Source organism: Mycobacterium shunyiense, from assembly GCF_058270035.1.
In genome coordinates, this window is record NZ_JBZDPT010000047.1 from 62,568 (window position 1) to 74,755 (window position 12,188).

The window sequence follows — 12,188 nt, forward strand, 5'->3', positions numbered from 1 at the left end:
GAGGCCTGGATTTGTCACCCGGACGCTAACACGCAAGACGTCGCGGCACGCGCCGATCAGAGACGGCGGTGTGTGCCGATCAGAAGCGGCAGAACCGAATATCCGATGCGAGTATCGCTTTGGCACCGATCGCGGCGATCTCATCCATGATCGCGTTGACGTCGCGGCGAGGCACCAGCGCCCGTACGGCCACCCAGTCCGGATCCGCCAGCGGCGCGATCGTCGGTGACTCCAGGCCCGGCGTCACCGCGGTGGCCTGCTCCAAAACCGCACGCGGGCAGTCGTAATCCAACATCAGGTACTGCTGGCCGAACACCACGCCCTGCACGCGTGCCGTCAGCTGATCGCGCGCCGAAGCATTGTCGTCACCGTCGGCACCGTCGCGTTCGATCAGGACGGCCTCCGACTCGCACAGCGGCGCACCGAATGCCACCAGATCGTGCAGGCCCAGGGTGCGGCCCGAGCCCACCACGTCGGCGATCACGTCGGCGACCCCGAGCTGGATCGAGATCTCCACGGCACCGTCCAACCGGATGACCGAGGCCTCGATGCCCTGCGCCGCAAGGTCCTTGCGAACCAGATTCGGAAATGAAGTGGCGATCCGCTTGCCCGCCAGGTCCTTCGGGCTCCACTCCCGGCCCGCGGGTCCGGCGTAGCGGAAGGTGGAGTTGCCGAAGCCGAGCGACAGGCGCTCACGCACCGGGGCGTCGGAGTCGGCGGCCAGGTCTCGTCCGGTGATGCCCAGATCGAGCTGACCCGAACCCACGTAGATCGCGATGTCCTTGGGACGCAGAAAGAAGAACTCGACGTTGTTGACCGGGTCGACGACGGTCAGGTCCTTGGGGTCGCGCCGGCGACGGTATCCGGCCTCGGCGAGGATCTCACCGGCTGCCTCGCTGAGCGAGCCCTTGTTGGGCACCGCGACGCGCAACATCTGATCGGCCACGGTTCACAACTTCCGGTAGATGTCGTCGAGGGTCAGGCCCCGGGCGAGCATCAGCACCTGGGTCCAGTACAGCAACTGGCTGACCTCTTCGGCGAGCGACTCGTCGCTCTCGTGCTCGGCGGCCAGCCACACCTCGCCTGCCTCTTCCAGGATCTTCTTGCCGAGCCCATGGATGCCGGCGTCAAGGGCGGCGACCGTGCCGCTACCGGCAGGTCTGGTGCGCGCTTTGTCGCTGAGTTCGGCAAACAGGGCCTCGAAGGTCTTCACAGGCATGAATTGTTTCATGCTCGGAGGGGGTCCATTTGTGGGGTTCCATAGAAGGGTGAGCGAATCTGTCGGCGACCCGCTGCCGACCTACACCGCCCGGGTCTCGGCAATCGGCACGATCCTGGCCAAACACCTGCCGGTCACGGACCTGGTCCAGAACAATCGCCGCGCCAACCCGATCCTGCCGCTCGACTGTCTGTCGGCGTCCTGGGGCCCTGACCCGACCTCGTCCGCAACCCTGACACTGTCGATTCATCCCGTGCCGGACTTCGCCGCCGAGGTCGAGGAGCTGCGCTACGGCGCCGACCCAGCCCAGGGGGCCTACGAGGCACACCGCGCCGATCCCGGCGAGTTCGCCCTGGTGCAGCCACACTTGTCCAGCGTCTGGGTGGTCGCCGGGCACTGCGAGGTCCATCTGGCCCACCAGGGTTGCTCGCCCGAGAAGCTGGTCGAGGCGGCTGTCGAGATCGCCCGCAGCATCGGTTGGTCGCCGTATACCGACGATTTCGAGCCACCACTGCTGCCGCCGGGCTGGGACCCGCCGGTTGACCGCTAGGCACTCAAGGCATTGGCGTGCATGTCTTCGAGGTTCTTGCCCTTGGTCTCCTCGACCCAGCGCCACACGAACAGGAACGACAGCACCGCGCACAGCGCATAGAAGCCGTACGCCGCGCCCAGGACGTTGCGAAGTTCCGGGAACGACACGGTGATCAGCCAGTTCGCTGCCCACTGCCCGGCTGCGGCCAAGCCGAGCGCGGCCGCCCGGATGCGGTTGGGGAACATCTCGCCGAGCAGCACCCACACCACCGGCCCCCAGGACATGCCGAAGGCCACCACGAACAGGTTGGCCGCGACCAGGGCGATCGGCCCGGTGATGCCGCCGAGGTACGGTTGCAGCTCCATCAGACCGGTCGACTTGTTGAGCACCTCATGTGTCTGGGCAGTCCCGAAGATGACTGCCATCGTGCCCAGTGTCACCGCCATCCCCACCGAACCGATCAACAGCAGCGGCTTACGACCGATCTTGTCGATCAATGCGATCGCGATCAGCGTGGTGACGATGTTGGTCACCGAGGTGATCACCGTGATGATGAACGACGAGCTCTCGTCGAAACCGACGGCCTGCCACAACACATTCGAGTAGTAGAAGATCACGTTGATGCCGACGAACTGCTGAAACACCGACAGCCCGAGGCCCACCCACACGATGCCGTAGACACCGCCTGTCGGCTTTCGCAGATCGCGCCAGGCCGCCGGTTTCTCCTGCTGAAGGGTGTCCTGGATCCGGCCGAGGGTGATCTCCAGGTTCTTCTCCCCCAGCAGCCGCGACAGCACCTTGCGTGCCTCGGGAATCCGGTGTGTGGCAACGAGATACCGCGGTGATTCGGGAATGGTGAAGGTCAGCAGGCCGTACACGACGGCGGGCACCGTCATCAACAGGAACATCCACCGCCAGGCCTCCATGTTGAGCCAGAGTTCCTTGCCGGCTTCCCCCGCGATGTGGGCCAACAGCGCGTCGATACTCAAGGCCAGGAAGATGCCGCAGACGATCGCCAGCTGCTGCAGCGACCCCAACCGGCCGCGAATCCGCGGTGGCGAGGTCTCGGCGATGTAGGCCGGGGCGATCACCGAGGCGATACCGACGCCGATACCGCCGACGACACGGAACAACACCACGACCCACACGCTGGGAGCCAGCCCGGTGCCGATCGCGCTGATGAAGAAGAGCACCGCGGCGATCTTCATCACCGCGATCCGGCCGATCCGGTCGGCTATCCGGCCCGCCGTGAGCGCACCGACGGCCGCACCGAGCAGCGCAGAGGCGACTGCGAATCCCAGGATCTTGTTGTCGATGTCGAAGTGCTTCTGGATGGCGTCCACCGCACCGTTGATGACCGCACTGTCGTAGCCGAACAGCAACCCGCCCAATGCAGCGACCGAGGCGATACGCACAGCGCTGCGTCCGGACGAGTAATAGTCATCGTCGTGGACTGCGGGAGCGCCGCCATCTACCGGGCCGTGTGACATACCGTGTCCCCTCCGCACCATTGCGTGACTGGTCACAATCACCTTGGCACAGCGGACCGGCAGCTAGGGCCATATCCGGCAGCTGGATTCGACGCGGGTCAGGCGCTGCGCACGTCCGTGACCGACGCCAGCTCGGCATGGATCATCCGCAGGTCCGAGACATCGAGGGCACCGAGCGTTTCGGCATGCCTGCGCCGCGCCCCCACGGGAACCTCGACGTCGTTGGGTATCACCAACACCGGGCAACCGGCGGCTTCGGCCGACGCCGTCCCGGTGACCGAATCCTCCACGGCCAGACAGTGCTCCACGGGCACCCCGAGCAGGTGCGCGGCCCGCAGGTAGGGATCCGGCGCCGGCTTGGCCTCGTCCACTTCGTCACCGCAGACGCTCACCGTGAAGTAATGGCTGCCAATGCTTTTCAGGGCCCGCTCGGTGAGCCCGCGGCGGGTGTTGGTCACCAGCGCCATCGGGACCCCGGCGGCGGTCAGACCGTCGAGCATCTCCTTGGCCCCGGGCCGCCATGGCAATCCCTGTTCGAACAGCTCACCGGTGTAGTCATGCAGCCAGTCCGCCGATTCGGCCATGGCGGCAGGATCGGGGTCAAGGCCGAGATCGTCGTAGACGATACGCATGACGGTCTCGGCCGAGCCGCCGACGGTCGATTCCCGGACCTCGGGCGTCAGCACTGCGCCCGACCGCGCATACAGCGCGTGCATGGCGATGTCCCACAGCTTTTCGGAGTCGACGAGCGTGCCGTCCATATCCCAGAGCACCGCACGCATGCCATCCATTCTCGCATTGTCGGACGGTGTCGATAGCGTGGGAGGATGACGATATTGGTGACGGGAGCCACAGGCAACATCGGCAGGCGCGTCGTGGACGAACTAATTCGTTTGGGCGGCAGCGATATCGGGGACATCCGCGCATTGACCGCAAACCCGGCGAAGGCGGCGCTGCCGGAATCTGTGACAACAATCACCGGATACCTGGGAAAGCCAGAGACGCTGCGGGCCGCATTTGAGGGCGTCGAGCGCGTGTATCTGGCGCCATTCCCCGCCACCGTCGGACCCACGCTCGAGATGCTGGTGCAAGCGGGTGTGCAGTACGTGGTGGCGCTGTCCGGCGGTGCACATTGGACGGAGCACGCCGAGGCCATCACCGGCTCAGGGTTGGCACACACCCAGCTGGGGCCCGGCGAGTTCTGCGAGAACTTCGCGATGTGGGCCCCGCAGATCAAGACCGGCACCATCCACGACGTCGCCCCCGATCACGTCGAAGCCCCGGTGTCGATGGACGACATCGCCCGGGTGGCCGCGCACCTGTTGGCCGGCCCGCAGGACGCGCATCTGAGCGCGATGTACGAACTCACCGGCCCCGTCGCGTTGTCACGCGCCGACATTGCCCGCCAGATAGGTGCGGGCATCGGCCTGCCCGTCGACGCGCAGCAGTGCACCCGCGCCGAGGCCGAAGAACTGCTGCGCCCCGTCATGGGCGACGGCGCGCACTGGTATCTCGACCTCTTCGACGGCGATCTGGAGCCCCAGGCCGCCAACGACAACGTCGAGCGGCTGACGGGCACCCCGGCCGAATCGATCGCGCAGTGGGCGGCGCGCAACCGGAGCCTGTTCACCTAGCGGGCGCAAAGGGTTTCGGTCAGTCCTCCGGGTTGTAGGCCAGGTTGGAGCTGAGCCAACGCTCGGCCTCCTGGAGGGTCCAACCTTTGCGCTTCGCGTAGTCCGCGACCTGGTCCTGCGCCATCCGGCCGACCACGAAGTACTGCGACTGCGGGTGTGAGTAGTACCAGCCGCTGACGGCAGCACCGGGCCACATCGCCATCGACTCGGTCAGCTCGATACCGGTCCGTTCCTTGACCTGCATCAACTTCCAGAGCGTGACCTTCTCGGTGTGCTCTGGGCAGGCCGGGTAGCCCGGAGCAGGCCGGATGCCCACGTACTTCTCGCCGATGAGCGCCTCGTTGTCGAGGTGCTCATCGGGCTGGTACCCCCAGAACTCCTCGCGGACCCGTTGGTGCATCCGCTCGGCGAACGCCTCCGCCAACCGGTCGGCCAGCGACTCCAGCAGGATCGCGCTGTAGTCGTCGATGGCAGCCTTGAACTCCATGATCTTTTCCTGGCTGCCCAGGCCCGCGGTGACTGCGAAGGCGCCGACGTAGTCGGCCAGACCCGTGGACTTCGGTGCGATGAAGTCACCCAGCGACCGGTTCGGGATGCCGTCGCGGTGCTCGCCCTGCTGGCGCAGGTTGTGCAACGTGGTCAGCACCTCGGTACGGGTCTCGTCGGTGTAGACCTCGATGTCGTCTCCGACCGCGTTCGCCGGGAAGAACCCGATCACCCCGTTGGCGCGCAGCCACTTCTCCTTGATCAGGGTGTCGAGCATCTCCTGGGCGTCGTCGTACAGCTTGCGGGCAGCCTCGCCCGACGCCGGGTTGTTCAGGATGTCGGGGAAGCGGCCCTTCATCTCCCAGGCGTTGAAGAACGGCTGCCAGTCGATGTACTCACGCAGCTCGGCCAGGTCGTAATCGTGAAAATCCCGGACTCCCACACCCTGAGCCGGCACCGGCGGGGTGTAGCCCTCCCACTCGATCGGCGTCCGGTTCGCGCGGGCCTTCTCCAGCGTCAGCATCGGCCGCTCGTTCTTCTGGGCGTGCCGTTCGCGCAGAGACGCATAGTCGGCCTCGGTGGACTCCAGCAAGGCCGGCCGCTGCTTGTCGTCCAGGAGCGCGGCGGCGACCGGCACCGAGCGGGAAGCGTCCTTGACCCAGACCACCGGACCCTTGCGACGCGGCGATATCTTCACGGCCGTGTGGGCGCGCGAGGTGGTCGCCCCACCGATCAGCAGCGGGATCTCCAACCCCTGGCGTTCCATCTCGACGGCGAAGTTGACCATCTCGTCCAGGGACGGGGTGATCAGGCCGGACAGCCCGATGATGTCGGCGTTGTGTTCGTTCGCCGCGTCCAGGATCTTCTGGGCAGGCACCATCACGCCGAGGTCGATCACCTCGAAGTTGTTGCACTGCAACACGACCCCGACGATGTTCTTGCCGATGTCGTGGACGTCGCCCTTCACGGTCGCCATCACGATCGTGCCGTTGGTGTCCTTCGAATCGGCGGTGCCGTTCTCAGCCTTCTCCGCCTCGATGTACGGCAACAGGTAGGCGACAGCCTTCTTCATCACCCTGGCCGACTTCACCACCTGGGGCAGGAACATCTTGCCCGCGCCGAAGAGGTCGCCGACGACGTTCATGCCGTCCATCAGCGGGCCCTCGATCACCTCGATCGGACGGCCGCCGGCGGCGGCGATCTCGGCACGCAATTCCTCGGTATCGGCGTCGACGTGAGCGTCGATGCCCTTGACGAGGGCGTGGGTGATCCGCTCCCGCACCGGGAGGCCGCGCCACTCGGCCGCGGCCGGATCCTCGGATTTCTCCGACTTGTTGAACCGTTCGGCGATCTCCAGTAGCCGCTCGGCCGCATCCTCGCGACGGTTCAGGACGACGTCCTCGATCCGCTCCCGCAGCTCAGGATCGATCGAGTCGTACGGCACCAGCGCACCGGCGTTGACGATGCCCATGTCCAGGCCTGCCTTGATGGCGTGGAACAGGAACACCGCGTGGATCGCCTCGCGCACGGGGTTGTTGCCCCGGAACGAGAACGACACGTTCGAGATACCGCCGGAGATGTGCACCCCGGGGAGGTTCTCCTTGATCCAGGCGCAGGCCTGGATGAAGTCGATCCCGTAGGTCGCGTGCTCCTCGATACCGGTCGCCAGCGCGAAGCAGTTCGGGTCGAAGATGATGTCCTCTGCCGGGAAGCCGACCTCTTCGGTCAGGATCCGGTAGGCGCGCCCGCAGATCTCTTTGCGGCGCTCCAGGTTGTCGGCCTGCCCCTGCTCGTCGAAGGCCATCACCACGACGGCGGCGCCGTACTTGCGGCACAACCGCGCCTCGCGGACGAACTTCTCCTCGCCCTCCTTCATGGAGATCGAGTTGACGATCGGCTTGCCCTGCACGTTCTTCAGGCCGGTTTCGATGACCTCCCACTTGGAGGAGTCGATCATCACCGGGACGCGGCTGATGTCGGGCTCGGCCGCGATCAGCTTGGTGAACCGGTCCATCGCGGCGACGCCGTCGATCATGCCCTCGTCCATGTTGATGTCGATGACCTGCGCACCGACCTCGACCTGCTGCAGGGCGACCGACAGCGCGGTGTCGTAGTCCTCGGCCTTGATCAGGTTGCGGAACCGGGCCGAGCCGGTGATGTTGGTGCGCTCACCGATGTTGACGAACAGGGAGTCCTCGGTGATGTTGAGCGGCTCCAGGCCCGACAGGCGGGTGGCCACCGGGATCTGCGGCACCTCACGCGGCGCCTTACCCTCGACGACCTTGGCGATCTTCGCGATGTGCGCCGGAGTCGTTCCGCAGCAACCACCGGCCAGGTTGATCAGACCGGCTTCGGCGAACTCGGCGATGTAGGACGCCTGGCTGTCCGGGGATTCGTCGTACTCGGCGAAGGCGTTGGGTAGGCCCGCGTTGGGGTAGCAGGAGACGAAGGTGTCCGCGATCCGCGACATCTCGGCGATGTAGGGCCTCATCTCCGGCGCGCCGAGGGCGCAGTTGAGCCCCACCGCGATCGGGTTGGCGTGCCTGATCGAGTTCCAGAACGCCTCGGTGACCTGGCCGGACAGGGTGCGTCCGGACGCATCGGTGATGGTGCCCGAGATGATCACGGGCCAGCGGCGTCCGCGGTCCTCGAACAGCGTCTCGAGGGCGAACACCGCGGCCTTCGCGTTCAGCGTGTCGAAGATCGTCTCGATGATGATGAGGTCGGCGCCGCCGTCGATCAGCCCGTTGGCGGCTTCGAGGTAGGCGGCAGCCAGCTGGTCGTAGGAGACGTTGCGGGCTCCGGGGTCGTTGACGTCCGGCGAGATCGAGGCGGTCCGTGTGGTCGGGCCAAGCGCTCCGGCAACGTAGCGGGGCTTGTCCTCCGTGCTGAACTCGTCGCAGGCCTTACGGGCAAGAGCAGCGCCGGCGTAGTTCAGCTCATAACTCAGGTCCGCCATGTCGTAGTCGGACAGCGAGACCGCGTTCGCGTTGAACGTGTTGGTCTCCAGGATGTCGGCGTCCGCCTCGAGGTATTCGCGGTGGATCGCCTCGATGATGTGCGGCTGCGTGAGGTTGAGCAGGTCGTTGTTGCCCTGGAGGTCGCTCGGCCAGTCCTTGAACCGCTCGCCCCGGTAGCCGGCCTCATCCGGCCGGTCGCGCTGGATCGCCGTGCCCATCGCGCCGTCGATCACCATGATCCGCCGGCGCAGGGTGTCCGTCAGTGCCTCGGTGCAGTCGGGGCGGATGTTGGGCTCAAGCTTGTTCGGCTCGGGGGCGTTCACAGTGCACTCCTTCCGTAACGGAAGGCGTCCTTGACTCTGCCGAGCGTGGCGGATACCGAAGGAGACCCAGTCCCCCCAGATAGCCGTTGCAACGCCTCTCGACCAGAAGAGTCTACGTCGTCACCTGATCGACGTCTGGACGCCCAACTCGTCGCTGCGATCGACCCGACCCGCGTGGCGACGCGTGCCTTGACCAGATTGCAGCCGAACGTATTTGGTCTCGACTGCGCCGACACCCACCACCACGCGCTGCGACAAGGTGTCGAGCAGATCAGCGTCGTGGGCAGACTTGTCAGCGGCAGCCACCCAAACAGGATAGTCGGTCTATCGAATACGGCTGTTCGGCGCCGCCGCGACCCGCGCGGACAACGGGCTCATCGGCACCGTCCAAGGCTTAGGCTGAAGGTGTGACACCGTCGTATCCGAACGCCGGCCGGCGTATGAACCTGCCCGAATTGAAGGACGCCACCGTCGTGGCGGCTTTCGAGGGCTGGAATGACGCCGGCGACGCGGCCAGTGACGCGCTGGACCACCTGGATGCGATCTGGGAAGCCCAACCGATCGTCGAGATCGACGACGAGTCGTACTACGACTATCAGGTGAACCGTCCGGTGATCCGCCAGGTCGACGGCGTCACCCGGGAACTGGTGTGGCCGTCCATGCGGATCTCGCACTGCCGTCCGCCCGGCAGCAACCGTGACGTGGTGTTGATGCACGGCGTCGAGCCCAACATGCGCTGGCGCACCTTCTGTGCCGAGTTGCTGGCCATCGCCGACAAACTCAACGTGCAGACCGTGGTGATCCTGGGCGCGCTGCTCGCCGACACCCCGCACACCAGGCCGGTGCCGGTGTCGGGTTCGGCGTATTCGGCCGAGTCGGCGAAATTCTTCGGCCTGGAAGAGACCCGTTACGAAGGCCCGACCGGGATCGCCGGAGTGTTCCAGGACGCCTGCGTGCAGGCCGGAATCCCGGCCGTGACCTTCTGGGCCGCGGTTCCGCACTACGTGTCGCAGCCGCCCAGTCCCAAGGCCACGGTGGCGCTGCTGCACCGGGTCGAGGACGTGCTGGACGTCGAGGTGCCGTTGGCCGATCTGCCCGCCGCCGCCGAGGAGTGGGAGCAGGCCGTCACCGAGATGACCGCCGAGGACGAGGAGATCGCCGAATATGTCGCCTCCCTGGAGCAGCGCGGCGACGCCGAGGTCGACATGAACGAGGCGCTCGGCAAGATCGACGGCGACGCGCTGGCGGCCGAGTTCGAGCGCTACCTGCGACGCCGGGGGCGCTGACCAGGCAGCGTGTCACAACCGGCCACTGAGCCGTGAGCGTTACTTGTCTTCCAGGGCCTCGATACGGGCGCTGGTCGAGCGGCCGAGTGCGGCGGCCTCGGCGTCGAGTTTCGGCAGCAGCGTCGGGGTGAACTTGCGGATGTCGCGCTCGGCCAGTGGCGTGGTGACGAACGGCCGGATCCACCGGAACGCCCCGACCCATTCCGGGCTGTAGATCCGCTTCTTGCGGCCCTCGATGCCCTTGACGAAGGCGGCGCCGCAGGCGTCGACGGTGGTCGTCCGGTTCAGGGGCGGCGGCAGCTTGGAGAGCATCTCCCGGAAGGCCGACAGGTCCGACTTGGCGTCCTGCACCAGCGGGGTGTCGATCCAGCTCATGTGTGCCGAGCCGACGTCGACGCCGAGGTGGGCCACCTCGAGACGCAACGTGTTGGCGAAGTACTCGGCACCGGCCTTGGAAGCGTGATACGCGGCCAGGCCGGGGGCCGAGGTGAAGGCCGCGAGGGAGGACACCACCAGCACATACCCGCGGCGCTTGACGACCGACGGCAGCGTGGCCCGCACGGTGTTGAACACACCCGTCACGTTGATGTCGATGACCCGTTTGAACGCCTCGGGATCGACCTGCATGACCGAACCGAAGCTGGCGATGCCGGCGTTGGCCATCACGATGTCGATGCCGCCGAACCGCTCGACGGCGGCATCGGCGGCCTTCTGCATGGCGGCCAGGTCACGCACGTCGGCCAACGCGGTCAGCACATGCTCCTCGCCGAGCTCGGCGGCCAGTGCGCTCAACGGCGCCTCATCGAGGTCGGTGAGCACCAACTTGGCGCCCCGGCGCCGCAGCCGGCGGGCCACCTCGGCGCCGATGCCGCGCGCACCGCCGGTGATGAAGACGACTTTCCCGTTCACAGAACCCATTGCCGCAACGTACCCCACCGGGGCGCGCGCGACGAGGCCTAGAGCTCGACGCCCAGCAGCGCATCCACGGTGGCGGCGACCTGTCGTGGCGCAGCGGTGTCATGTCCGCCGTAGGCCAGCGCATCGGTACACCAACCATCCAGTGCGGCAAGCGCTTTCGGGGTGTCCAGATCGTCGGCGAGATACTGGCGCACCCGGGCCACCACGTCGGTGGCATCCGGACCGGCGGGCAGGGCCGTGGCCGTGCGCCACTGCTTCAGTCGGGCGTTGGCCTCGTCGAGCACGGCGTCGCTCCAGAACCGGTCACTGCGGTAATGGCCGGCGAACAGCCCGAGCCGGATCGCCGAAGGGTCCACTCCCTGCGCACGCAGCCGGGACACCAGCACCAGGTTGCCGCGACTCTTGCTCATCTTGTGCCCGTCCCAGCCGATCATGCCGGCGTGCACGTAGTGGCGGGCGAACCTCCGCTCCCCCGTGACGGATTCGGCGTGTGCGGCGGAGAACTCGTGGTGCGGGAAGATCAGGTCGCTGCCGCCACCCTGGATGTCCAGCCCGGAGCCGATGCGGGTGAGCGCGATCGCCGAGCACTCCACGTGCCAGCCCGGCCGGCCCGCCCCGAACGGTGACGGCCAGCTGGGCTCACCGGGCCGTTCGGCACGCCACAGCAGGGCGTCGAGCTCATCGCTCTTGCCCGGGCGGCCGGGATCGCCGCCCCGCTCGCCGAACAGCCGCAACATGGTCTCGCGGTCGTAGCCCGACTCGTAGCCGAACTGCGTGGTGGCATCGGCGCGGTAGTACACGTCGGGGTACTGGGCGTCGTCGACGACGTAGGCCGCGCCGGAGGCCAGCATCTTCTCCACCAGCTCCACCACCTCGGAGATGGTCTCGGTGGCGGCCACGTAGTCGTGCGGGGGCAGCACGCGCAGTGCCGTCATGTCCTCGCGGAAGAGCTGGGTTTCGCGGTCACCGAGGTCACGCCAGTCGATACCGTCGCGATCGGCCCGCTCGAACAGCGGATCGTCCACATCGGTGACGTTCTGCACGTAGTGCACGGTGTGCCCGGCGTCCAACCACAGCCGGTGCACCAGGTCGAAGGTCAGGTAGGTCGCCGCGTGGCCCAGATGGGTGGCGTCATAGGGGGTGATGCCGCACACGTACATGGTGGCCGTCGGTCCCGGCGTGACGGGCCGTACCTGCCGATCGGCGCTGTCGTACAGCCGCAGTTGCGGACCACGCCCTTCCAGCACCGGAATTGACGGTGCCGACCACGATTGCATGGCTTCGACTCTAAGGTGCTCGCTCAGGACGGCCTCCTACCGGTCGGTCCCGCACAGTTCAGC

Annotated in this window: 11 protein-coding genes; 3 read left to right on the forward strand and 8 right to left on the reverse strand. The window is 66.7% G+C overall.

The window, feature by feature from the left end:
* Window positions 1-79 precede the first annotated feature (79 nt).
* Both hisG and AC4ELS_RS27545 read right to left on the reverse strand, forming a co-directional pair.
* Window positions 80-934 (reverse strand): ATP phosphoribosyltransferase, encoded by an 855-nt coding sequence (gene hisG / locus AC4ELS_RS27540; RefSeq protein WP_055120319.1) that lies wholly within the window; start codon window positions 932-934, stop codon window positions 80-82.
* A gap of 15 nt (window positions 935-949) precedes the next feature.
* Window positions 950-1,231: a phosphoribosyl-ATP diphosphatase gene (locus AC4ELS_RS27545; RefSeq protein ID WP_064960596.1), complete on the reverse strand. Its 282-nt coding sequence runs from the start codon at window positions 1,229-1,231 to the stop codon at window positions 950-952.
* A 37-nt stretch (window positions 1,232-1,268) separates the two neighbouring features.
* Between AC4ELS_RS27545 and AC4ELS_RS27550 the strand changes: the two genes are divergently transcribed.
* Window positions 1,269-1,769, forward strand: coding sequence for a DUF7956 family protein (locus AC4ELS_RS27550; protein ID WP_064887156.1), 501 nt, complete (start codon window positions 1,269-1,271; stop codon window positions 1,767-1,769).
* Here the strand turns inward: AC4ELS_RS27550 and AC4ELS_RS27555 are convergent.
* Both AC4ELS_RS27555 and AC4ELS_RS27560 read right to left on the reverse strand, forming a co-directional pair.
* Complete coding sequence (locus AC4ELS_RS27555; RefSeq protein WP_064887155.1) at window positions 1,766-3,241, reverse strand: sugar porter family MFS transporter; 1,476 nt, start codon at window positions 3,239-3,241, stop codon at window positions 1,766-1,768. The genes AC4ELS_RS27550 and AC4ELS_RS27555 overlap by 4 nt on opposite strands.
* Window positions 3,242-3,339: 98 nt before the next feature.
* Complete coding sequence (locus tag AC4ELS_RS27560) at window positions 3,340-4,023, reverse strand: HAD family hydrolase (protein WP_448443512.1); 684 nt, start codon at window positions 4,021-4,023, stop codon at window positions 3,340-3,342.
* Window positions 4,024-4,068: 45 nt separating this feature from the next.
* Between AC4ELS_RS27560 and AC4ELS_RS27565 the strand changes: the two genes are divergently transcribed.
* Window positions 4,069-4,875 carry an NAD(P)H-binding protein gene (locus tag AC4ELS_RS27565; protein ID WP_448443104.1) on the forward strand — a complete coding sequence of 269 codons (807 nt, stop codon included), beginning with the start codon at window positions 4,069-4,071 and terminating at the stop codon, window positions 4,873-4,875.
* 19 nt (window positions 4,876-4,894) lie between these two features.
* On the opposite strand, the gene metH is transcribed toward AC4ELS_RS27565, so the two are convergent.
* On the reverse strand, window positions 4,895-8,644 hold the full coding sequence (gene metH / locus AC4ELS_RS27570) for a methionine synthase (RefSeq protein ID WP_499050200.1): 3,750 nt from the start codon (window positions 8,642-8,644) through the stop codon (window positions 4,895-4,897).
* A 120-nt stretch (window positions 8,645-8,764) separates the two neighbouring features.
* The gene (locus AC4ELS_RS27575) at window positions 8,765-8,950 is read right to left on the reverse strand and encodes a hypothetical protein (RefSeq protein WP_064887152.1); all 186 of its coding nucleotides are present in this window, start codon (window positions 8,948-8,950) and stop codon (window positions 8,765-8,767) included.
* A gap of 101 nt (window positions 8,951-9,051) precedes the next feature.
* Between AC4ELS_RS27575 and AC4ELS_RS27580 the strand changes: the two genes are divergently transcribed.
* Window positions 9,052-9,930, forward strand: coding sequence for a PAC2 family protein (locus AC4ELS_RS27580; RefSeq protein WP_064887151.1), 879 nt, complete (start codon window positions 9,052-9,054; stop codon window positions 9,928-9,930).
* Between the two features lie 39 nt (window positions 9,931-9,969).
* Here AC4ELS_RS27580 and AC4ELS_RS27585 read toward each other — a convergent pair whose 3' ends face one another.
* Window positions 9,970-10,848 carry an SDR family oxidoreductase gene (locus AC4ELS_RS27585; RefSeq protein ID WP_135360695.1) on the reverse strand — a complete coding sequence of 293 codons (879 nt, stop codon included), beginning with the start codon at window positions 10,846-10,848 and terminating at the stop codon, window positions 9,970-9,972.
* A gap of 38 nt (window positions 10,849-10,886) precedes the next feature.
* Window positions 10,887-12,125: a cysteine--1-D-myo-inosityl 2-amino-2-deoxy-alpha-D-glucopyranoside ligase gene (gene mshC / locus AC4ELS_RS27590; RefSeq protein WP_448443108.1), complete on the reverse strand. Its 1,239-nt coding sequence runs from the start codon at window positions 12,123-12,125 to the stop codon at window positions 10,887-10,889.
* Window positions 12,126-12,188 lie beyond the last annotated feature (63 nt).

Excerpts from the sequence above, each read along its gene's own strand:
- mshC (WP_448443108.1), bottom strand. The coding sequence starts at position 12,125 with ATGCAATCGTGGTCGGCACCGTCAATTCCGGTGCTGGAAGGGCGTGGT.
- AC4ELS_RS27555 (WP_064887155.1), bottom strand. The coding sequence starts at position 3,241 with ATGTCACACGGCCCGGTAGATGGCGGCGCTCCCGCAGTCCACGACGAT.
- AC4ELS_RS27565 (WP_448443104.1), top strand. The coding sequence starts at position 4,069 with ATGACGATATTGGTGACGGGAGCCACAGGCAACATCGGCAGGCGCGTC.
- AC4ELS_RS27585 (WP_135360695.1), bottom strand. The coding sequence starts at position 10,848 with ATGGGTTCTGTGAACGGGAAAGTCGTCTTCATCACCGGCGGTGCGCGC.
- hisG (WP_055120319.1), bottom strand. The coding sequence starts at position 934 with ATGTTGCGCGTCGCGGTGCCCAACAAGGGCTCGCTCAGCGAGGCAGCC.
- AC4ELS_RS27545 (WP_064960596.1), bottom strand. The coding sequence starts at position 1,231 with ATGAAACAATTCATGCCTGTGAAGACCTTCGAGGCCCTGTTTGCCGAA.
- AC4ELS_RS27560 (WP_448443512.1), bottom strand. The coding sequence starts at position 4,023 with ATGCGTGCGGTGCTCTGGGATATGGACGGCACGCTCGTCGACTCCGAA.